Below are 22,962 nucleotides of genomic sequence, written 5' to 3'. Positions count from 1 at the left end.
CAGACGATCCATCCGGATCCCCGCGGCGAACGCACGGATATCAGGAGATCACGATGACCTCGTCCACCGAAGACCTCGTCGCCGCACTCAGGGGCTCGCTGCTGGACAACGAGCGCCTGCGCAAGCAGAACAAGCGCTTCATGGCCTCGCTCAGCGAGCCGATCGCGATCGTGGGTATGGGCTGCCGGTTCCCCGGCGGCGTGCGCAACCCCGAACAGCTGTGGGAGCTTCTGGACGCCGGGGTGGACACCGTTGCCGGTTTCCCCACCGACCGGGGCTGGGACACGGCCATGCTGGGCCAGCTCGGCCTGGATGCCAGCACCTCCGCCCAGGGTGGTTTCCTCTACGACGCGGCGGAGTTCGACCCGGCGTTCTTCGGGATCAGCCCGCGTGAGGCGCTGGCCATGGACCCGCAGCAGCGGCTGCTGCTGGAGACCTCGTGGGAAGCCCTGGAGCACGCCGGGATCGAGCCGAAGTCGTTGCGGGGCAGCAAGTCCGGCGTGTTCGTGGGCGGTGGGTTCCTGGGCTACGGCACCGGCCTGGAGGGCAGCGGCTCGGAGGGCTACCTGCTCACCGGCACGGCCTCCAGCGTGATCTCCGGCCGCGTCTCGTACACGCTGGGGCTGGAGGGCCCGGCCGTGACGGTGGACACGGCCTGCTCCTCCTCGCTGGTCGCGCTGCACCTGGCCGCCCAGGCGCTGCGCTCGGGGGAGGTCTCGCTGGCGCTGGCCGGTGGTGTGACGGTGATGGCCACGCCCGGTTCCTTCGCGGGCTTCGCGTTGCAGCAGGGCCTGGCCGGCGACGGGCGGTGCAAGTCGTTCGGGGCGGGCGCCGACGGCACCGGCTGGGGCGAGGGCGCGGCCGTCCTGGTGCTGGAAAGGCTGTCCGACGCGCGCAAGAACGGTCACGAGGTGCTGGCCGTGGTGCGGGGCAGCGCGGTCAACCAGGACGGTGCGTCCAACGGGCTCACCGCGCCCAACGGCCCCTCGCAGCAGCGGGTGATCCGGGCCGCCCTGTCCAGCGCCCGGCTGAGCACCGCGGACGTGGACGTGGTGGAGGCACACGGCACCGGCACGGTGCTGGGCGACCCGATCGAGGCCCAGGCGCTGCTGGCCACCTACGGCCAGGACCGGCCGGAGGACAAGCCGCTGTGGCTGGGCTCGGTGAAGTCCAACCTCGCACACACGCAGGCCTCGGCCGGTATCGCCGGCGTGATGAAGATGGTGCTCTCGATGCACCACGACCGCCTGCCCAAGACCCTGCACGCCGACGAGCCCACGCCGCACGTGGACTGGACGGCGGGCAACATCAGACTGCTCGCCTCGCCGGTCGACTGGACGAGGGCCGAGAACCCGCGCCGGGCGGGCGTTTCTGCTTTTGGGATCAGCGGCACCAACGCGCACGTGATCATCGAGGAAGCCCCGGCCGCGGTGGCCGAGGACAAGCCGGTCGAGCGGGGCCCGCAGGTCCTGACCGGGCAGGCTCCGGTGTGGCTGGTCTCCGGTCACACGCCCGAGGCTCTGGCCGCGCAGGCCGGCCGGCTGGTGGGGCGCCTGCGTTCCTGCCCCGACCTGGACCCGGCCGATGTCGCCTGGTCGCTGGCCACCAGCCGATCCACCTTCGAGCAGCGCGCGGTGGTCTTCGGTGACCTGCCCTCCGGTCTGGCCGGGCTTGCCGCGGGAACCACGGGCGCCGACGTGGTGGCCGGAGAGGTTCCGGCCGGGCGTCCCGCCCGGGTCGGGTTCGTCTTCGCCGGTCAGGGCGCTCAGCGGGCCGGGATGGGCCGTGAGCTGTACGCCGCCTCGCCGGTGTTCGCCGAGGCGTTCGACCGGGCCTGCGCCGTGCTGGAGGCCGAGCTCGGCGTGCCGGTGAAGGACGTGGTGCTCAGCCCGGCCGAGGACCCGCGGGCCGACCAGACGCTGTACGCCCAGACCGGCCTGTTCGCCGTCGAGGTGGGCCTGGTGGCGCTGCTGGCCGCAGCCGGGATCACCCCGGACGCGGTGGCGGGCCACTCGGTCGGCGAGATCGCGGCCGCCCACGCCGCCGGGGTGCTCAGCCTCGAAGGTGCCGCCCGGCTGGTGGCCAACCGGGCCCGGCTCATGCAGGCCCTGCCCGAGGGCGGGGCCATGGGCGCGGTCGGGGTGAGCGAGGATGCGATGCTCACCGCCCTCGGCGACGTCGAGGGCGTCTCGATCGCAGCCGTGAACGGCCCGGAGTCGGTGGTGGTCTCCGGCGATGCGCAGGCCGTGGACGGGCTGCTGGAGGACTTCCGCGCCCGCGGCAGCCGGGTGCGCCGGCTGCGGGTCTCGCACGCCTTCCACTCGGCCCGGATGGACGCGGCCCTGGAGCCGCTGACCGCCGTGGCCAACGGCCTGGAGCACAACCGGCCCAGCGTGCGCTGGATCGGCGCGCTCACCGGTGAGGCGGTCAACGAGCCCGACGCCACCTACTGGGCCTCTGCGGCCCGGCAGGCGGTGCGCTACGCCGACGCCGTGACGAGCATGGCCAAGCAGGGCATCTCGGTGTTCATCGAGATCGGCCCCGACGCAACCCTTTCGGGAATGGGTGCGCCGCTCGTGGAAGGTGCCCCGTTCGTCCCCTTGTTGAGCCCGAAACTGCCTGCTGGCGAAGCGGTTCTGCAGGCCCTGGCCGGGGCCCACGTGCGGGGCATCCGGGTGGAGTGGACGTCGGTGCTGGCCCCGGCGCGGCGCGTCGCCCTGCCGACCTACGCCTTCCAGCACGAGCGCTTCTGGCCGCAGGGTTCCGCGGCCTCGGCGGTGCCCACCAGCCGGGGCGCCTCGCAGGCCGAGAACGCCTTCTGGGCCGCGATCGAGGCCGGTGACCTGGCCAGCCTGTCCGGTGCCCTGCAAGTGGACGGCGAGCAGCCGTTCAGCCAGATCCTGCCGGTGCTGTCGGCCTGGCGTCAGAAGGACCGCGAGGAGTCGGCCGTGGCCGACTGGCGCTACCGGATCAGCTGGAGCCCGCTGTCCGAGAGCGAGGCGCCCGCGCTGAGCGGGACCTGGCTCGTGGTGCACACCGAGGCCGGTCGCGAACTGGCCGAGGCCGCCGTCGCCGCGCTGCCCACGGCCACCATCACGGTGAGCGCCGACGGGGCCCGCGAGGTCGTGGCCGCCCGGCTGCTGGAGGCCCTGGGCGGGCAGAAGCCCGTCGGCGTGCTGTCGTTCCTGGCGGCCGACGAGACTCCGCTGGCCGAGCACCCCGACGTTGCCGCCGGTGCCGCCGCAACCGTCGCGCTCATCCAGGGCCTGGCCGACGCCCGGATCGACGCGCCGCTGTGGGTCGTCACCCAGGGGGCAGTGTCCGCGCGTTCCGGCGAGAGCCTCTCCAACCCCGTGCAGGCCCAGGTCATCGGCCTGGCCCGGGTGGTCGCGGTCGAGCAGCCCGACCGTTACGGCGGCATCGTCGACCTGCCGCTCGAGGTCGACGCCCGCGCCTGGGAACGGGTCGGGACAGTCCTGGCCGGGCTCGGTGAGGACCAGGTGGCGATCCGCTCGGTGGGCATCCTCGGACGCCGCCTGACCCGGATGCGCCGGGGCATGCGCCCGGCCGGGGTCTCCGAGATGCCGGTGGCCGACAGCTTCCGCCACGGCAGCGTGCTGATCACCGGTGGTACCGGCGCGATCGGCAGCAACCTCGCCCTCTATCTGGCCTCTCGCGGCGCGGCCCGGGTGGTCCTGCAGAGCCGCTCCGGCGCCCGCGCCGGGCACGTCGCCCGGCTCGCCGCCCAGATCGCCTCGGAGGGCACCGCGGTCAGCGTGGTCGCCGCCGACGTGGCCGTGCGCGACCAGGTGGCCGGGCTGCTCGACTGGATCGGGGCCGACCTGACCGGGGTGATGCACACCGCCGGCGTGCTCGACGACGGCGTGCTCGACCGGATGACCGCAGCCCGGCTGGCCGGCGTGCTCTCACCCAAGGCGGGCGGTGCCCGTCACCTCGACGAGCTGACCGCCGACCGTGACCTGACCGCGTTCGTCCTCTTCTCCTCGGCCACCGCCACCTTCGGCGGCGGTGGGCAGGCCAACTACGCCGCCGCCAACGCCTACCTCGACGCCCTGGCCGAGAACCGTCGCTCGCGCGGTCTGGCCGGCACCTCGCTGGCCTGGGGTGTATGGGGTGGCGGCGGTATGGCTGCCTCGGGCGATGCCGTGCAGCAGCGCCTGGGTGGTGGCCCGTTCCGGCCGATGGCTCCCGACCTGGCCCTGCCGGTGCTCGGCCAGGCGATCGAGTCCGGCCAGCCCGCTGCGCTGACCGTGATGGACATGGACTGGGCGATGGCCGCCGCCGGAATGGGCGACCTGCGCCAGGTTCCGCTGCTGCGCGAGCTGCCCGACGCGGCCGAGACCGCCCCGATCGCCGCTGCCGTCGCCCCCGGCGCAGCAGCCGCTGGCGGGGTGGCCGCCCAGCTGTTCGGGCGCAGCTCCGCCGAGCAGGACGAGATCCTGGTCGAGCTGGTGCGTTCCGAGGCCGCGAACGTGCTGCACCACGCCTCGCCGGAGGCGATCGAGGCGGGACGGGCGTTCAGCGACCTCGGCTTCGACTCCTTGACCGCGGTCGAACTGCGCAATCGCCTGTCCGCGGTCAGCGGGCTCACCCTGCCCGCCACCCTGATCTTCGACTACCCCAACCCTTCGGTGCTCGCCGGATACCTGAAGGCCGAGCTGCTCGGGCAGGCCGACCCGGCCGAGACGGCGCTCGCCGTGCGCGCGGTCGACGACGACCCGATCGCCATCGTCGGCCTGGGCTGCCGCTACCCGGGTGGGGTGCGGAGCCCTGAAGATCTGTGGGAACTGCTGGTTTCGCAAACGGACGCGGTGGCTGGGTTCCCGGCCGACCGCGGCTGGGGAAACGGGGGCGTGGAGTCGGAGTCGGCCCAGCAGGGCGGGTTCCTCTACGACGCGGCCGAGTTCGACCCCGGGTTCTTCGGGATCAGCCCGCGTGAGGCGCTGGCGATGGACCCGCAGCAGCGCCTGCTGCTCGAGACCTCTTGGGAAGCGCTCGAGTACGCAGGCATTCTGCCCGGCACCCTGCGCGGCAGCCGCACCGGTGTGTTCTCCGGCGGCGCCGCCCTCGGCTACGGCGGCGGGCTGGAGGGCAGCGGCTCGGAAGGGTTCCTGCTCACCGGCACCGCCGGCGCCGTGCTGTCCGGTCGCGTCTCGTACGTGCTCGGCCTCGAGGGCCCGTCGGTCACCGTCGACACCGCCTGCTCGTCCTCGCTGGTCACGCTGCACCTGGCCGCCCAGGCCCTGCGCACCGGCGAGTGCGACCTGGCCCTGGCCAGCGGCGTCACCGTGATGGCGACGCCGGTCGCGTTCGCCGGGTTCGCCCTGCAGCAGGGCCTGGCCGGCGACGGGCGCTGCAAGTCCTTCTCGGCCGATGCGGACGGCACCGGCTGGGGTGAGGGCGCCGGCGTGATCGTGCTGGAGCGTCTGTCCGACGCCCGCCGCAACGGTCACCGGGTGCTGGCCGTTGTGGCCGGCTCGGCGGTCAACCAGGACGGCGCCTCCAACGGCCTGACCGCCCCCAACGGCCCCTCCCAGCAGCGGGTGATCCGGCAGGCCCTGGCCTCGGCCGGGCTCACCCCGGCCGACGTGGACGCGGTCGAGGCGCACGGCACCGGCACGGTGCTCGGCGACCCGATCGAGGCCCAGGCCCTCCTGGCCACCTACGGCCAGGGGCGATCCGAGGACCAGCCGCTGCGGCTGGGCTCGGTCAAGTCGAACCTGGCCCACACCCAGGCGGCGGCCGGTGCGGCCGGGGTGATGAAGATGGTCCTGGCCCTGCAGCACGGCCTGCTCCCGGCCTCGCTGCACGCCGGTGAGCCCTCGCCGCACGTGGACTGGAACGCCGGCCGGATCCGGCTGCTGGCCGAGCCCGAGCAGTGGCCCGCCGCGGTCGGCCGCCCCCGCCGGGCGGGCATCTCCGCCTTCGGCATCAGCGGCACCAACGCCCACGTCGTCATCCAGGAACCGCCCGCCCTGACCGAAAGCGAAGGCGAGCCGCCCGCTGCGTCGCCGCGAGCGTCCTCAAAGGTGTTGAAGGATGCCCCTCGCGTCTGGCTGGTCTCCGGCCGCACCCCCACCGGGCTCGCCGCCCAGGCCGGGCGTCTGCTGCACCACGTGGCCGCGCGTCCGGAACTGGACAAGCGCGACGTCGCCTGGTCGCTGGTGCACACCCGTTCCACCTACGAACACCGCGCCGCCGTGCTCGGCGGTTCCACCCCCGAACTGATGACCGGCCTGGAGGCGCTCTCCGACCTCAGGCCGGCCAAGCGCGTCATCACCGGCGCCGGTCGCAGCGGCCGGGTCGGATTCCTGTTCGCCGGCCAGGGCGCCCAGCGCGCCGGTATGGCCCGTGACCTGCACGCCGCCAGCCCGGTCTTCGCGGCCGCCTTCGACCACGCCGTCGACCTGCTGGAGATCGAGCTCGGCCTACCGGTGCGGGACGTGTTCCTGGGGGAGGTCGGCGACGAGCGTGCCGATGCGACCCTGTATGCCCAGACCGGGCTGTTCGCCGTCGAGATCGGCCTGCTGGCCCTGCTCGCGGCCGCCGGGGTGCGCCCGGACGTGGTGGCGGGGCACTCGGTCGGTGAGATCGCGGCCGCCCACGCGGCCGGGGTCCTGCGGCTCGAGGACGCCTGCCGTCTGGTGGCCGCGCGGGCCCGGCTGATGCAGGACCTGCCGGCCGGCGGGGCGATGGCGGCGATCGAGGCGACCGAGGACGAGATCACCCCGGCTCTGGGTGCCTCGCTCTCCCTGGCCGCGGTGAACGGGCCGAAGTCGGTCGTCGTCTCGGGTGATTCGGCGGCGGTCGAGGCGGTCGTCGAACAGTGGCGGGCCCGGGGACGCCGGGTGCGTCGCCTGCGGGTCTCGCACGCCTTCCACTCGGCCCGGATGGAGCCGGTTCTGGCCGAGCTGGCGGCCGTGGCCGAGGAGCTTCCGCACGCCGCGCCCACGGCTACCTGGGTGGGTGCGCTGAACGGGTCGGTGGTCTCGGCGCCGGAGCCGGCCTACTGGCCCGCCCAGGCCCGGGAAGCGGTGCGCTTCGCCGACTCGGTGAGCGAGATGGCCGGCCTGGGCGTGACGCTCTTCGTCGAGATCGGACCGGACGGCACGCTCACCGCGATGGGTGAGAACGCGCTGTCCGGTGAGGGACTGGGCTTCGTCACGCTGCTGAACCCGGTGCTGCCCACCCCCGAGTCGGTGTTGACCGCCCTGGCCCGGATGCACGTGCAGGGTGTGGACGTGGCCTGGCCCGCCGTGCTCGAGCCGGGCAGCCCGGTGGACCTGCCCACCTACGCCTTCCAGCGCCAGCGTTTCTGGCCCGAGGTGAACCTGTCCGGCTCTGCCGCTGTGGGTGGCGGCTCGGTGGGCACGGTGGGCACGGTGGCCGAGGAACAGTTCTGGTCGGCGGTGGAGTCCGGCGACCTGGCCGCGCTCGCCGGCGCCCTGGACCTGGACGGCGACCGGCCGCTCAGCGAGGTGCTGCCGCTGCTGGCCTCCTGGCGGGTCAAGGACCGCGCCGAGGCCGCGGTGGCCGGCTGGCGCTACCGGGTGACCTGGTCGCCGGTGGCCGAGCCAGAGGCCGCGCGCCTGTCCGGGACCTGGCTGCTGGTTGTCGGCGGTGCGCAGGAGATGGCCGAAGGAACCGCGAAGGCCCTCCGAACCGCTGGGGCCGACGTTGTGCTGGTCTCCGTCGCGGACCCCTCTCGTGAGGCCCTGGTAGCGCGGCTGGCCGAGGTGAGCCAGGCCCCGGTCTCCGGTGTGCTCAGCCTGCTGGCCCTGGAGGAGTCCCCGCTGCCCGGCCACGCCGAGGTCAGCACCGGTCTGGCCGCGTCACTGGCCCTGCTGCAGGCGCTGGGAGAGGCCCGGATCGGGGCGCCGGTGTGGCTGCTCACCCAGCAGGCGGTCGCGGCCACCCGGCACGACCTCGGCACCGAAGGACTGCCCCACGCGGTGCAGAGCCAGGTGTGGGGGCTCGGGCGCTCGGCGGCGATGGAGTACCCCGACCGCTGGGGCGGCCTGATCGACCTGCCCGCAGTGCTCGACGAGCGCGCGGGTGCGCGACTGGCCGCCCTCCTGACCGGCACCTGCGGCGAGGACCAGGCCGTCATCCGTCCCTCGGGCATCTTCGGCCGCCGCCTGGTGCGGGCCACCCGCCCGGCCGGCGCGCCCGAAGGTGGGGCCGCCACGGTCGAGGGCACAGCCCTGATCACCGGCGGCACCGGCGCCCTCGGCGGCCGTCTCGCCACCTGGCTGGCCGAGCGCGGAGCCACCCGGATCGTCCTGCTCAGCCGCTCCGGTGCCCGGGCCGCAGGCGTGGCCCGGACCGTGGCCGCCCTGGCCGAGGCCGGCGCCGGCGTGCAGGTCGTGGCGGCCGACGTCTCCCACCGCGAGCACCTGGCCACCGTGCTGGGCGGCATCCCCGACCTCACCACGGTGATCCACACCGCCGGTGTGCTGGACGACGGTGTGCTGGACCGGATGACGCCCGAGCGCCTGGACAACGTCCTGGCCGTGAAGGCGGGCGGGGCCCGGCTCCTGGACGAGCTGACGGCCGGGCTGGACCTGACCTCGTTCGTGCTGTTCTCCTCCGCCGCAGCGACCTTCGGCGGCGGAGGGCAGGGCAACTACGCCGCGGCCAACGCCTACCTCGACGCGCTGGCCGAGAACCGGCGCTCGCGGGGTCTGCCCGCGACCGCGCTGGCCTGGGGCCCGTGGGCGGGCGGCGGTATGGCCCAGTCCGACACCACGGTGCGCGAGCGCCTGGGCAGCGGCCCGTTCAAGGCGATGGACCCGGACCGGGCGCTGCAGGTGCTGGGGCAGTCGCTGAACGACGGTGACACCACGCTGACCGTCTCGGACGTGGACTGGGCGCAGATCGCTGCTGCGGTGGGCGACATCAGCCAGGCCCCCTTCCTGCGTGAGCTCACCGACGTGCACACGCTGATGCCGGTCTCGGCATCGGGCGCCGCCGAGGTCGTGGGCACCCAGGAACTGGCGCGACGCCTGAACGGGCGGCCCGCCGAGGAGCAGGACTCGATCCTGACCGACCTGGTCCGCGCCGAGGCCGCCGCGATCCTGCGGCACGACTCGGCCGACGCCGTCGAGGCCGAACGAGCCTTCAGCGAGATGGGTTTCGACTCGCTCACCGCGATCGAGCTGCGCAACCGGCTGTCCGAGCTGGCCGGCGTACCGCTGCCCTCCACCCTGATCTTCGACTACCCCACCCCGGCCGGTCTGGCCCGCTACCTGCGTGAGGAGCTGCTCGGCGCCGACGTCTCGGCCTCGACGGTCCAGCCGGTGCGGGTCTCCGCCGCCGTGGACGACGACCCGATCGCGATCGTCGGTCTGGGCTGCCGTTACCCCGGTGGTGTGCGTAGCCCCGAAGACCTGTGGGAGCTGCTGGTCACCGGGACCGACGCGGTCTCGGGCTTCCCCAGCGACCGCGGCTGGGGCGACCTGACCGCGGGCGGGGTGGACGCTCCGGCCCAGCAGGGCGGTTTCGTCCACGACGCCGGCTACTTCGACCCCGGCTTCTTCGGGATCAGCCCGCGTGAGGCGCTGGCGATGGACCCGCAGCAGCGCCTGCTGCTCGAGACGTCCTGGGAAGCACTGGAGCACGCGGGGATCCGCCCCGGCTCGCTGCGCGGCAGCCTGACCGGTGTGTACGCCGGCGGCGGCCCGACCGGTTACGGCGTCGGGCTCGAAGGCAGCGGTTCCGAGAGCTTCCTGATGACGGGTACTGCGGGCGCGGTCTTCTCCGGCCGGGTCTCGTACGTGCTCGGGCTGGAAGGCCCGTCGGTGACGGTGGACACGGCCTGCTCGTCCTCACTGGTGGCCATGCACCTGGCGGCCCAGGCCCTGCGCTCGGGGGAGTGCGACCTGGCGCTGGCCGGTGGTGTGACGGTGATGGCGACCCCGATGGGCTTCGCCGAGTTCTCCCGTCAGCAGGGTCTCGCCTCCGACGGCCGGTGCAAGTCGTTCGGCGCCGGTGCCGACGGCACGGGCTGGGCCGAGGGCGCGGGAATGATCGTGCTGGAGAGGCTTTCGGACGCTCGCCGCAACGGTCACGAGGTCCTCGCGGTGATGCGCGGCAGCGCGATCAACCAGGACGGCGCCTCCAACGGCCTGACCGCGCCCAACGGCCCCTCGCAGCAGCGGGTGATCCGGGCTGCTCTGGCCAACGCCCGGCTGACGGCCTCGGACATCGACGTGGTCGAGGCGCACGGCACGGGCACCGTGCTGGGCGACCCGATCGAGGCTCAGGCGCTGCTGGCCACCTATGGACAACCCGGTCAGGCGCCTCGAAGGAACGGCCCGGTGCGGCTGGGCTCGGTGAAGTCGAACATCGCCCACACCCAGGCGGCCGCGGGTGCGGCCGGCGTGATGAAGATGATCCTGGCGATGCGGCACGGCCTGCTGCCGCAGACGCTGCACGCCGAGGAACTGTCGCCGCACGTGGACTGGAACGCGGGCAACCTGGCCCTGCTGACCGAGGCCGAACCGTGGACCGGTGAGAACGGGCCGCGGCGGGCGGGTGTCTCGGCGTTCGGCATCAGCGGGACCAACGCGCACGTGATCATCGAAGAGGCTCCGAGGACGGAGACCACGGAGTCCGGGGAATGGAGCGAAGCGCTGCCGGGGGCCGAGGCCGGCCGAGTCGAGGCCGACACGGCCGACACGGCTGAGGTGGCTGACCTGGCTGACCTGGCTGACCTGGCGGGGGTGGATCGGACCGCCGTCGCTGAGAAGCCCTGCGTCTGGACGCTTTCCGGCCGTTCCTCCGAGGCCCTCGCGGCCCAGGCCGGCAAGTTGCTCGAGCACGTGAAGGCCCACCCCGAGCTGGACCCGGCCGATGTGGCCTGGTCGCTGGCCACCACCCGCACCACCTTCGACCACCGCGCAGCAGTGGTGGGCAGTGACGTCAACGCCCTGCTGGCCGGACTGAGCGCGGTGGTGGAGGGCCGGTCCGGCGCGGTGGCCACCTCTACTGGTTACGTCGCGTCCGGCAGTGTCCCCTCAGGCCGCCGGGCCCGGGTCGGCTTCCTCTTCGCCGGCCAGGGCGCCCAGCGCGCCGGGATGGGCCGTGACCTGTACGCCGCCAACCCCGCCTTCGCCGCTGCCTTCGACGAGGTGTGCGCGGTGGTCGAGGCCGAGCTGGGCCTGCCGATCCGTGAGGTCGTGCTGGCCGAGCCCGACAACGAGGACGAGCGAGCCGACCAGACTCTCTACGCCCAGACGGGGCTGTTCACGATCGAGGTCGCCCTGGTGCGGATGCTGGCCGCGGCCGGTGTGCGCCCGGAGGTGGTGGCCGGGCACTCGGTCGGTGAGATCGCGGCCGCGCACGTGGCCGGGGTGCTCAGTCTGGAGGACGCCGCCCGACTGGTCGCGGCGCGGGCGCGGCTGATGCAGGAGCTGCCCGCCGGCGGTGCGATGGCCGCGATCGCGGCGAGCGAGGCCGAGATCAGGAAGACCCTGCCTGAGGACGGCGGTGTCGGCGTCGCGGCGGTCAACGGGCCTTCGTCGGTGGTCGTCTCCGGCGACGAGCAGGCCGTGGACGCCCTGCTGGAACGGTGGCGCGAGCAGGGCCGGCGGGTGCGCCGGCTGCGGGTCAGCCACGCCTTCCACTCGGCCCGGATGGAGCCGGTCCTCGAAGAGCTGGGCCGGGTGGCGCAGGGACTGGACCACCAGGCGCCGAGGATCACCTGGGTCGGCGCCCTGAGCGGTGAAGTCGTGGCCGGCCCGCAGGCCCACTACTGGCCGGCCCAGGCCCGCGAGGCGGTGCGTTTCGCCGACGCGGTGACCACGATGGCCGGGCACGACGTGGATGTCTTCATCGAGATCGGCCCGGACGGAACTCTTGCCGGTCTCGCGGCCGGCGTGATCGACGAGGCCGTGTTCGCGTCGGTGCTCAACCCCGCCCTGCCGGCCGCCCAGGCCGTGCTGGCGGCGCTGGGCCAGGCCCACGTGGCCGGGGTCAACGTCGACTGGGCCAAGACGCTCCCGGCCGCCCGCACGGTGAAGCTGCCGACCTACGCCTTCCAGCGCCAGCTGTTCTGGCCGCAGGGACTCCCGGGCGGCGCCGTGGCCACCGCCAGTGCCTCGTCCGCCGAGGCCCTGTTCTGGTCGGCCGTCGAGCAGGGTGACCTGGCCGGCCTCACCGGGGCCCTGCAGCTGGACGGCGACCGGCCGCTCAGCGAGGTGCTTCCGGCGCTCGCCTCCTGGCGGGAACGGGACCGCGAGGAGTCTGCGGTGGCGGGCTGGCGTTACCGGATCAGCTGGACACCGGTGAACGACGCCGCAACCGTCTCCTTCGAGGGCAACTGGCTGATCCTGACCGGCCCCGCGGGCGCACAGGCCGCGGCCGCCATCACTGCGGGTCTGGCCGAGCGCGACGGCACGCCGATCCTGGTCGAGGCCGGGGCCGAGCACGTGGACCGTTTCGCCCTGGCCGCGCTGCTGAGCGAGGTGCGCTCGCCCAGCGGCGAACCCCTCTACTCGGCCGATGCACCGTCGCCCGCCCTGCGCGGCGTGATCTCGCTGCTGGCGCTGGAGGAGAGCCCGCTGCCGCACCTGGCGTCGGTGCCCACCGGTCTGGCCGCCACTCAGGGCCTGATCCAGGTTCTGGGTGACGCCGGGGTGGCCGCCCCGCTGTGGATCCTCACACGCAGCGCCGTGGCCGCCGGATCCGGTGAGAGCGTCGCCGGCCTGGCGCAGGCTGCGGTCTGGGGCCTGGGCCGGGTCGCTGTCCTCGAGCACCCCGAGCGGGTGGCCGGTCTGGTGGACCTCCCGGCAGAACTGACCGAGCGCGTCGTGACCCGCCTCCTCCCGGTCCTGGCCGGTGCCACCGGCGAGGACCAGGTGGCCGTGCGCGGATCCGGTGTCCTGGCGCGGCGGCTGGCCCGTGCGGGGCAGCCGGACCCGACCCGTCCGTGGGCCCCGGGTGGGACGGTTCTTCTCACCGGTGGCACGGGTTCCATCGGTGGACGGGTGGCGCGCTGGGTTTCCGGTCGTGGTGCCGAGCGGGTGGTCCTCACCAGCCGCTCGGGTGCGACGGCGGGCGGCGCCGCGCAGTTGGCGGCCGAGCTGGCCGAGGCGGGCACGGCGGTCGTCGTGGCCGCCTGCGACACGGCCGTGAAGAGCGAGGTGGCCGGGCTGCTGGCTGCCCTCCACGGGACCGGCCCTAGTTCGGCAAGGACTGTCAGGGGTCTCGCCGGTTCACCCATTACATCCGTCTTCCATGCCGCCGGGGCCGAGGTCGGCACCCCGCTGATCGCCGCCGACCCCGAGTCCCTCGAGGCGATGCTCGCGCCCAAGGCCGCCGGTGCCGCCCACCTCGACGAGCTGACCGGCGACCTGGACGCGTTCGTCCTCTTCTCCTCGATCGCCGCCACCTGGGGCAGCGGCAGCCAGTCGGCCTACGCCGCGGCCAACGCCTACCTCGACGCCCTGGCCGAGAACCGGCGGGCCCGGGGCCTGGCCGCGACCTCGATCGCCTGGGGCCTGTGGGGCGGAGGCGGTCTCGGTTCCCGGCAGCCGGAGTCCGGGGCCCAACTGGCCCGGATGGGCGTGCGCACGCTCGACCCGGACCGGGCGGTCAGCGCCCTGGCCGGTGCCCTCGACGGTGGCGACCGGGTGGTCACGGTGGCCGACATCGACTGGGACCGGTTCGCGCCGGTCTTCAACCTGCGCCGGCCCAGCCGGCTGATCGACGACCTGCCCGAGGTGCGCCGCGCCCTGAGCGCAGCCGCCGAGAACAGCACCACCGCCACCGACAGCGAGTTCGCCCGCGAACTGGGCAAGGCGGCACCGGCCGAGCAGGAGCGGATCCTGCTGCGCCTGGTGCAGTCCGAGGCCGCGGCAGTGCTGGGCTACGGCCCCGAGGAGGCCGCAGGCGTGGTGCAGCCCGGCCGGGCGTTCCGCGATCTGGGCTTCGACTCCCTGACGGCCGTCGAACTGCGCAGCCGCCTGGGTGCGGCCACCGGGCTCCGGTTGCCCGCCACGTTCGCCTTCGACCACCCGGCCCCGGTGGACGCGGTGCGCTACCTGCGCGCCGAACTGCTCGGGGCCGACGACGCAAACGCGACCAGCACCGCTGTGGCGACGCAGACGTCCTCTGATCCGATCGTCATCGTCGGTATGGGGTGCCGCTTCCCCGGCGGCGCGGGCAACCCCGACGAGTTCTGGGAACTGCTGGCCAACGGCACCGACGCGGTCGCCGGCTTCCCGGCCGACCGGGGCTGGGCGATCAGCGACGAGGCCCAGGCACAGGGCGGTTTCGTCTACGACGCGGCCGCCTTCGACCCGGACTTCTTCGGGATCAGCCCACGCGAGGCACTGGCCATGGACCCGCAGCAGCGGATGCTGCTGGAGGTCTCGTGGGAGGCCCTCGAGCACTCCGGCATCGACCCGACCTCGCTGCGCGGCAGCCGCACCGGCGTCTTCGCCGGCGGCAGCCACTCGGCCTACGGCATCGGCTCCAGCGATCCGTCGTCGCAGGGCTTCCAGCTCACCGGCAGCGCGATGAGCGTGATCTCCGGCCGCGTCTCGTACGTGCTCGGCCTCGAGGGCCCGGCCGTCACCGTGGACACGGCCTGCTCCTCCTCGCTGGTCGCGCTGCACCTGGCCACGGCCTCGCTGCGTACCGGCGAGAGCGACCTGGCTCTGGCCGGGGGAGTCACCGTGATGGCCACCTCAGGCGCTTTCGCGGAGTTCGCCGCCCAGCAGGGCCTGGCGGGCGACGGCCGTAGCAAGTCGTTCGGCGAGGGCGCGGACGGCACCGGCTGGGGCGAGGGCGCGGGTGTCATCGTGCTGGAAAGACTTTCGGACGCCCGCCGCAACGGTCACCGGGTGCTGGCCGTGGTCGCGGGCAGCGCGGTCAACCAGGACGGCGCCTCCAACGGCCTGACCGCGCCCAACGGTCCCTCGCAGCAGCGGGTGATCCGGGCCGCGCTGGCCTCGGCCGGACTGTTCACGGCCGACGTGGACGCGGTGGAGGCACACGGCACCGGCACGGTGCTGGGCGACCCGATCGAGGCCCAGGCGCTGCTGGCCACCTACGGCCAGGACCGGCCCGAAGACCGCCCACTGTGGCTGGGTTCGGTGAAGTCGAACATCGCCCACACCCAGGCCGCGGCCGGGGCCGCGGGCGTGATCAAGATGGTGCTGGCCCTGCGCCACCAGATGCTTCCGGTCTCGCTGCACTCGCAGACCCCCTCGCCGCACGTGGACTGGAGCGCGGGCCGGGTGAGCCTGCTCAACGCCGCTCGCGGGTGGGAGGCAGAGGCGGGCCGCACCCGCCGGGCCGGTGTCTCGGCCTTCGGCATCAGCGGCACCAACGCTCACGTGATCATCGAAGAGGCCCCGCAGGAAGACGGCTCCGGCGAAATGGCGCAGCCGACCGGGCCGAACCAGCCGGTGGAGCGGGGCCGAGGGGCCCTGGTCACCGGTGCACCGGTGACCTGGCAGCTCTCCGCCCGTACCCCAGCGGCCCTGGTGGCTCAGGCAACCCGCCTGGCCACCCACGTCCGCAAGCACGAGAACCTCGACCCCGCCGACGTGGCCCGCTCGCTGGCCGGGACCCGCACGTCCTTCACCCACCGGGCCGTCGTGCTCGGCGCCGGCCGCGAAGACCTGCTCACCGGGCTGACGTCTGTTTCCGACCAGAGGACGGGTGCGCGGACTTTCGCGGACGTGGTGCCCCCGGCCGGTGCGGGCCTGATCGGCTTCGTCTTCGCCGGGCAGGGCTCGCAGCGCGCCGGTATGGGCCGTGAGCTGCACGCCGCAAGCCCGGTGTTCGCCGAGGCCTTCGACCGGGCCTGCGCCCTGCTGGAGGCCGAACTCGGCCTGCCGGTGGCCGAAGTCGTACTGGGCGAGCCGGGCGACGAGCGGGCCGACCAGACGGTGTTCGCCCAGACCGGGCTGTTCGCCGTGCAGGTGGGTCTGCTGGCGCTGATGGACCACGCCGGGGTCGTTCCCGACGCGGTGGCCGGTCACTCGGTCGGAGAGATCGCAGCGGCGCACGCGGCCGGGGTGCTCACCCTGGCCGACGCCTGCACGCTGGTGGCCGCCCGGGCCCGCCTGATGCAGGAACTGCCCACCGGCGGGGCGATGGCCGCGATCGAGGCCACCGAGGCCGAGGTGACGGCCGACCTGCCCGAGGGCGCGGAGGTCGCGGCGATCAACGGGCCGACGTCCGTGGTGGTTTCCGGTGATGGCGAAGCGGTCGAGGCGGTCCTGGAGCACTGGCGCTCGGCCGGCCGGCGGGTGCGGCAGTTGCGCGTCAGCCACGCCTTCCACTCCGCCCGCATGGAGCCGATGCTCGAGCAGTTGCATCAGGTGGCCGCGGGCCTGACCTACTCGGCCCCGCTGATCAGCTGGGTGGGAGCGCTCACCGGGGCGGCGATCACCGACCCCTCGGCCGGCTACTGGGTCGAGCAGGCGCGCCAGGCGGTGCGGTTCGCCGACGCCGTCACCACCTTGGCCGACCTCGGCGTGCGCTCGTTCATCGAGATCGGACCGGACACAACGCTTTCGGCGCTCGGTTCGAACAGCGCGCCCGATGCCGCCTTCGTGCCGTTGCTGCGCACCGACCAGGCCGCCGCCGACACCGTCACCGCAGCACTGGCTCGCCTGTACGTGCGCGGTGTGGAGGTGGACTGGGCGCGGGTCCTGCCCGCGGGGAGGCACGTGGAACTGCCCACCTACCCCTTCCAGCATCGCAATTTCTGGCTCATTCCCGACCTGTTCGACGCGTCCTCAATGCTTTCCCTTCCAGGAAGCGCAGAGTCGCAGTTCTGGGCCGCGGTCGACCAGGAAGACGTGGCCGGGCTCACCGGCGCCCTCGGGGTGGACGCGGACTGCTCGTTCGGTGAGGTCCTGCCGGTGCTGGCCTCCTGGCGACGACGCGAACTGGAGGACGCGGTGGGGTCGGCCTGGCGCTACCGCGTCACCTGGGCTGCCGTGCCCGACCCGGAAGCCGCTGCGCTGAGCGGAACCTGGGTCGTGGTGGCGCCCTCCGCGCTGCTTGAGGACAGCCGCACCACCGGCGTCCTGGAAGCCCTGACGGCCGGGGGCGCCGAGGTCGAGATCGTCGGCCTCGGCGCGGACGAACTCGAGCGGGGAGCCGTGCTGGCCCGCGGGTCGGCCGCGCTGGCCGAGGTGGAGAAGCTGGCCGGCGTGGTCTCGCTGCTGGCCCTGGCCGACACCGCCCCGGGCGAGGTCGTCCCGGCCGGGGTGCTGGGCACCCTGGCCCTGGTGCAGGCCCTGGGCGACGCCGGGATCCAGGTCCCGGTCTGGGCGCTGACCCACAACGCAGTGCAGACCGCCGCCGACCAGCCCGGCGATCCGGCCCAGGCCGCGGTCTGGGGCCTGGGGCGCGTGGTCGCCCTGGAGCACCCCGAGCGCTGGGGCGGCCTGATCGACCTGCCGACCGTGCTGGACACCCGGGCCGCCACTCGTCTGGTGGCGGTGCTGGCCGGGGAGACCGGTGAAGACCAGGTGGCGATCCGGGGCGCGAGCATCCTGGGCCGGCGCCTGACCCGGGCGGCACGGGCCGAGACCACCAACCAGTGGACGCCCGCGGGCACGGTCCTGGTCACCGGCGGCACCGGGTCGATCGGCTCGCGGGTCGCCCGGCTCACGGCCGAGCGCGGGGCTCAGCGCGTCGTGCTGACCTCCCGCTCGGGCCCGGGAGCGGCGGCCACCCTGGCGGCCGAGCTCGCTACGGCCGGGACCACCGTCGAGGTGCTGGCGGTGGACAGCGCCGACCGCGATGCCCTGGCCGCCGTGCTCGAGCGGGTGGGTCCGCTGAGCTCGGTGTTCCACGCGGCCGGAACCTCCATGGACCGGCCGGTGCGCGACCTCACCGCGGGCGACCTGACCCGCCTGATGGCGGCCAAGGCGGCCGGTGCGGCACACCTGGACGAGCTGACCGCCGGGCACGACCTGGACGCGTTCGTGCTCTTCTCCTCCGGCTCCACGGTCTGGGGCAGTGCGATGCTGGCCGGGTACGCGGCCGCCAACGCCTACCTCGACGGCCTGGCCGAGAGCCGCCGGGCCCGCGGTCTGACGGTCACCTCGGTGGCCTGGGGGCAGTGGGGCGGTGAGACCGGCCTCGGCGCCGGTGCCGGAGCCGCCCAGCTGGAGCACCTGGGGCTGCGGGCGATGGAACCCGGCCGGGCCCTCGCCCAGCTGGCCGCCGCCCTGGACGCGGGGGAGACGCTGCTCACCGTCGCCGACATCGACTGGGACCGCTTCGCCCCGGTGTTCACCCTGCGCCGGCCCAGCCCCCTGATCGCGGCGCTGCCCGAGGTACGCCGGGCCCTAGAGGCGGCCCCGGCCCGCCCGGCCGAGACCAGCGACTCACTGGCTCAGCGGTTGAACGAGGCCGGTCCGGTTGAACAGAAAACGCTGTTGCTGGAGATCATCCGGGCCGAGGCGGCGGCCGTCCTCGGCCACGTCGACGGTGAATCCATCGACTCGGAAACGGGTTTCATCGAACAGGGCTTCCACTCGCTGACGGCCATCGAGTTCCGCGACCGGCTGGCCGCGCTGACCGGGTTGCGGCTGCCCGGATCGCTGGTGTTCGATCACGCCACACCCGCCCTCCTGGCCCAGCACCTTCGCGGTGAGCTGGTCACGACCGGCCGGGTGGACGGTGAAGGACGCACGGGCGAAACGGCTTCCGGAACCGGCGGCTCGTCGCTCAGCGGGCTGTACGTGGAGGCGACGAGGACAGGACGGTCGGCGGAGGCGGTGAAACTCATCTCGGGTCTGGCCGCGTTCCGGCCGCAGTTCCGCGGCGCCGAGGACTTCGGAGCCCGGCCCGAGCCGCTGCGCGTGGCGCGCGGCCCACAGCAGCCGCACCTGGTGTTCCTCACCTCGTTCTTCGGCCGCTCCGGAGTGCGCGAGTACGCCCGGATCGCCAGCCGCTTCCAGGGTGAGCGCGACGTCTCGGTGCTCGCCGAGCCCGGATTCCTCACCGGCGAGAAGCTTCCCGCCGACATCGGCGCGCTGGTCGCCCTCCAGGCGCAGAGCCTGCTGGCGACCGTCGACGACGAGTTCGTGCTGGTCGGCCACTCCACCGGCGGTCTGGTGGCGCACGCCCTGGCCGCCCACCTCGAGGAACTCGGCCGCACTCCCAAGGCCCTGGTCCTGCTGGACACCCCGACCGTCGGCGAAGAGGGCTTCTCCGGCGACTGGCCCGCCTTCCTGGACGCCACCCTGGCCCTGACCGCCGACTACTCCCAGGACGACACCTGGCTGACGGCAACTGTGCACTATCTGTCCCTCCCCTGGCAGAACGTCCGCGGTACAACCGTTCCGGTACTGCACCTGCGGGCCTCGGACACCTCCGGTGACCTGCCCGCGATCGCCCACGCCGACGGCCCCGCGCCCGGTTCCGGCCCGTTCACGGTGCTGGACGTGCCCGGCAACCACTTCTCGATGATGGGCGAGGCGGCGGACACCACCGCCCTCGCGATCGACCAGTGGCTCTCCGAACTGTGAAGGAAACCAGATGAGCAGCGAAGTTCCGCAGCCCCCGCTCGCGATCGTCGGGGCCGGCGTGATGGGCACCAACATCACCACGCTGGCCCTCGGCCACGGCGTCCCGGTGGTCCTGGTCGACGTCGACGAGGAAGTGCTGGCCGAGGCCCGCAGGACGATCGGGCTCAAGCTGCGCCACGGCCAGCTGATGGGCAAGTTCGACGCGCAGCGGGTACTGCACCCGAAGACCGCTCTCACCACCACCGTCTCGCTGGCCGGCGCGGCCGGCGCGTTCGCGGTGATCGAGGCGGTCACCGAGCTGGCCGAGACCAAGACCAAGGTGCTGTCGGAGATCTCGCAACTCCTCGCCCCCGGCACGCTGACCGTCTCCAACACCTCGTGCATCCCGATCGACGAGATGGCCGAGGCGGTGGCCCGGCCCGAGGACCTGGTCGGCGTCCACTTCATGAACCCGGCCTACATGATCGAGATGGTCGAGGTGATCCGCGGCCCGCGCTCCGCCGAGGCCACCATGACCGCGGTCACCGACCTGCTCACCGCCCTGGGCCGTAAGTGCCTGGTGGTGAACGACGGCCCGGGCTTCGTGATCAACAAGGTGCTGCACCCGATGATCAACACCGCGGCCCGCCTGGTGCAGGACGGCGTGGCGAGCGTGGAGGTGGTGGACGGCCTGATGGAGGGTTGCCTCGGCCACTCCACCGGCCCGCTGGCCACCGCCGACCTGATCGGCCTGGACAACCTGGTCGACTCGCTGAACGTGCTCTACGAGCGCACCGGCGACGAGAGCTGCCGGCCCTGCGACCTGATGCTGGAGCTGGTCCGCGCGGGCCACTACGGCCGCAAGAGCGGCCGCGGCTTCCACGACTACTCAGACCCCTCTGCCAGCAATTCCCCGAACAACGTAAAGGTGGCGTCATGACCCAGGTTTCCGGTCTGCAGGCGGACATCGTCGAGAAGGACCTGACCGCGTACCTGACCGCCAAGATCCGCACCGAGATCGCGCCGGACGACGACATCTTCGCCACCGGCCTGGTCTCCTCGATGTTCGCGATGGAACTGGTCGTGCACCTGGAGTCGACCTACGACATCGCGATCATCGGCCCGGAGCTGAAGCTGGACAACTTCCGCACCGCCAAGGTGATGACCGCCCTGGTGCTGCGTCTGGCCGAAGATGACTGAGCAGCTCGCCGCACTCAAGGCGTTCGCCGCGGGCCTGATCGGCGACCAGGCCGGCGCCTGGGACGTGGCCGGGCAGCTGCCCATCGGTGAGATGCGCAAGCTCGGCGAGCGCGGCCTGCTGTGCGCCGAGGTGCCCACCGCGATGGGCGGTCTGGGCCTGAGCAGCCTCGAGAACGGTGAGCTGACCTCGTACGTGGGCAGCCTGTGCAGCTCCACCCGCAGCATCATGACCTCGCACGGCATGGCCGCCTGGATGGTCTCCCGGTTCGGCGACAAGACCCAGCGCCGCGCCTACCTGGCCGAGCTCACCAGCGGCAAGCTCGCCGCGGTGGGCTTCAGCGAGCCCGGCGCCGGCAGCGACCTGGCCGCGCTGAGCACCGAACTGCGCACTGCCGGTGACGGCGGCGACGAGGTGGTGCTCAGCGGTCAGAAGATGTGGGTCACCGGCGCCCGGTACGCCGACTACATCATGGTTCTGGCCCGTTTCGGTGAGGCCGCGGCCGTGGTCGCGGTACCCACCGACGCCCCCGGCGTGGAACTGGAGCCGATCGACGTGGCCGTGCTCGGCTGCCGCGCGGCCGGCCACATCAACGTGCGCCTGGACGACGTGCGCCTGCCCGCCTCGGCCGTGCTCGGCGGCGGTGGCCAGGACCTCACCATGCTCTTCACGGTCGCGCTCTCCTACGGCCGGATCTCGGTGGCCTGGGGCTGCACCGGCATCGTCCGGGCCTGCCTGAAGGCTGCCGTCGAACACGCCCGCCGCCGGGAGCAGTCGGGCAAGAAGATCGGTGAGCACCAGCTGGTCGCCCGGCACCTGGCCGAGCTGTTCGCCGCCGAGCAGGTCAGCACCCGGGTCTGCGAGCAGGCCAGCGCTGCCTGGCAGGCCTACTCGCCCGACCTGGTCACCGCCACCGTGCTGGCCAAGCACGTGGCCGCCGGCCACGCCGCGCACGGCTCGAGCACCGCCGTGCAGGTGCTGGGCTCGGCCGGGGCGGTCGACGGGCACGTCGTGGCCCGCGCCTACCGCGACTCCAAGGTCATGGAAATCATCGAGGGCAGCAACGAGATCAGCCAGCTGATCCTCGCCCACCACGCGCTTTCCCAGACGTACTAGGAGATCTCACGTGCCCGAGAAGCCCGTTCTGGTCAAGTGCCTGGTCTGGGACCTGGACAACACCCTGTGGAAGGGCACCCTGCTGGAGGACGGCGAGGTGCACCTGCCCGAAGAGGTCCGCGCCGTGATCGCCGAGCTGGACCAGCGCGGCATCCTGCAGTCGGTGGCCAGCCGCAACGACCACGACCTGGCCTGGAAGCAGCTCGAGGCGCTCGGGGTGGCCGAGTACTTCCTGCACCCGCAGATCGGCTGGGGCAACAAGTCCGACTCGGTGCAGCGGATCGCCGACAAGCTGCAGTTCGCGCTGAAGACCATCGCCTTCGTCGACGACATGCCGAACGAGCGGGCCGAGGTCGAGTACCACCACCCCGAGGTGCGCACCTACACCGAGGCCGACGTCCTGGCCCTGCTGGACCGCCCCGAGTTCAGCCCCGAGGTGGTCACCGTCGACGCCCGTCGCCGCCGGGAGATGTACCGCGCCAACGCCGCCCGCGACGAGGAGAAGTCCTCGTTCGACGGCCCGGACGAGGCCTTCCTGAAGTCGCTCGAGCTGGTCATGCAGATCAAGCGGGCCGACGGCGAGGACCTCTCCCGGGTCGAGGAACTCACCCTGCGCACCAGCCAGATGAACGCTACCGGCGTGCACTACGGCGACGAGACGCTGCGCGGTCTGCTGTCCGACCCGCAGCACGAGGTCCTCACCATCACGCTGTCCGACCGGTTCGGCACCCACGGCGCGGTGGGCGTGCTGCTGCTGGAGCGTCACCCGCAGGTCTGGCACCTCAAGCTGCTGGCCACCTCCTGCCGCGTGGTCACCTTCGGCGCGGGCTCGGTGCTGCTGAACTGGCTGGTCGACCAGGCCGCCCGGGCCGGGGTGCACCTGGCCGCCGACTTCCGGGCCACCGACCGCAACCGGATGATGGAGATCGCCTACCGGTTCGCCGGTTTCACCTCCGACGAGTGCGAGTGCCTGAGCGCGGTGCCCCGGGCCGGCGGCGACATCCAGTGCCTGCACCTGGTCACCGAACGCCGTCCCGAGCCCACCACGATGCGGCTGATCTCACCCGACCTGACCGCGGCGAGCACCTTCTAGCCACCGTCCGGCCGGGTCCAGGTCTGAGCGTCACCCAGGGAGCACAG

At 73.3% G+C, this 22,962-nt stretch carries 5 protein-coding genes; all 5 read left to right on the top strand.

Translation table 11 applies throughout. The annotated features are described in order from the left end of the window. The first annotated feature begins 53 nt into the window (after positions 1–53). Genes LWF15_RS18590 through LWF15_RS18555 form a run of 5 tightly spaced genes read left to right on the top strand, consistent with a single transcriptional unit; the run spans position 54 to position 22,915 of the window. On the top strand, positions 54–19,529 hold the full coding sequence (locus LWF15_RS18590; protein WP_269810423.1) for a type I polyketide synthase: 19,476 nt from the start codon (positions 54–56) through the stop codon (positions 19,527–19,529). A gap of 10 nt (positions 19,530–19,539) precedes the next feature. Further along, positions 19,540–20,448, top strand: a complete 909-nt coding sequence (locus LWF15_RS18570; RefSeq protein ID WP_232812110.1) for a 3-hydroxyacyl-CoA dehydrogenase family protein — start codon at positions 19,540–19,542, stop codon at positions 20,446–20,448. After that, the gene (locus LWF15_RS18565; protein WP_232812109.1) at positions 20,445–20,708 is read left to right on the top strand and encodes a hypothetical protein; all 264 of its coding nucleotides are present in this window, start codon (positions 20,445–20,447) and stop codon (positions 20,706–20,708) included. The genes LWF15_RS18570 and LWF15_RS18565 overlap by 4 nt, the downstream gene beginning before the upstream one ends. Next, positions 20,701–21,822 (top strand): acyl-CoA dehydrogenase family protein, encoded by a 1,122-nt coding sequence (locus tag LWF15_RS18560; protein WP_232812108.1) that lies wholly within the window; start codon positions 20,701–20,703, stop codon positions 21,820–21,822. Before LWF15_RS18565 ends, LWF15_RS18560 begins: the two co-directional genes overlap by 8 nt. Before the next feature lie 10 nt (positions 21,823–21,832). Continuing rightward, positions 21,833–22,915: an HAD-IIIC family phosphatase gene (locus tag LWF15_RS18555; RefSeq protein WP_232812107.1), complete on the top strand. Its 1,083-nt coding sequence runs from the start codon at positions 21,833–21,835 to the stop codon at positions 22,913–22,915. Positions 22,916–22,962 lie beyond the last annotated feature (47 nt).

The sequence above is a fragment of the Kineosporia rhizophila genome (assembly GCF_021277265.1).
In the GTDB taxonomy this organism is placed as follows: domain Bacteria; phylum Actinomycetota; class Actinomycetes; order Actinomycetales; family Kineosporiaceae; genus Kineosporia; species Kineosporia rhizophila.
The sequence above is the reverse complement of the archived record's forward strand: the minus strand, read 5'-3'. Positions and strand labels throughout refer to the sequence as shown.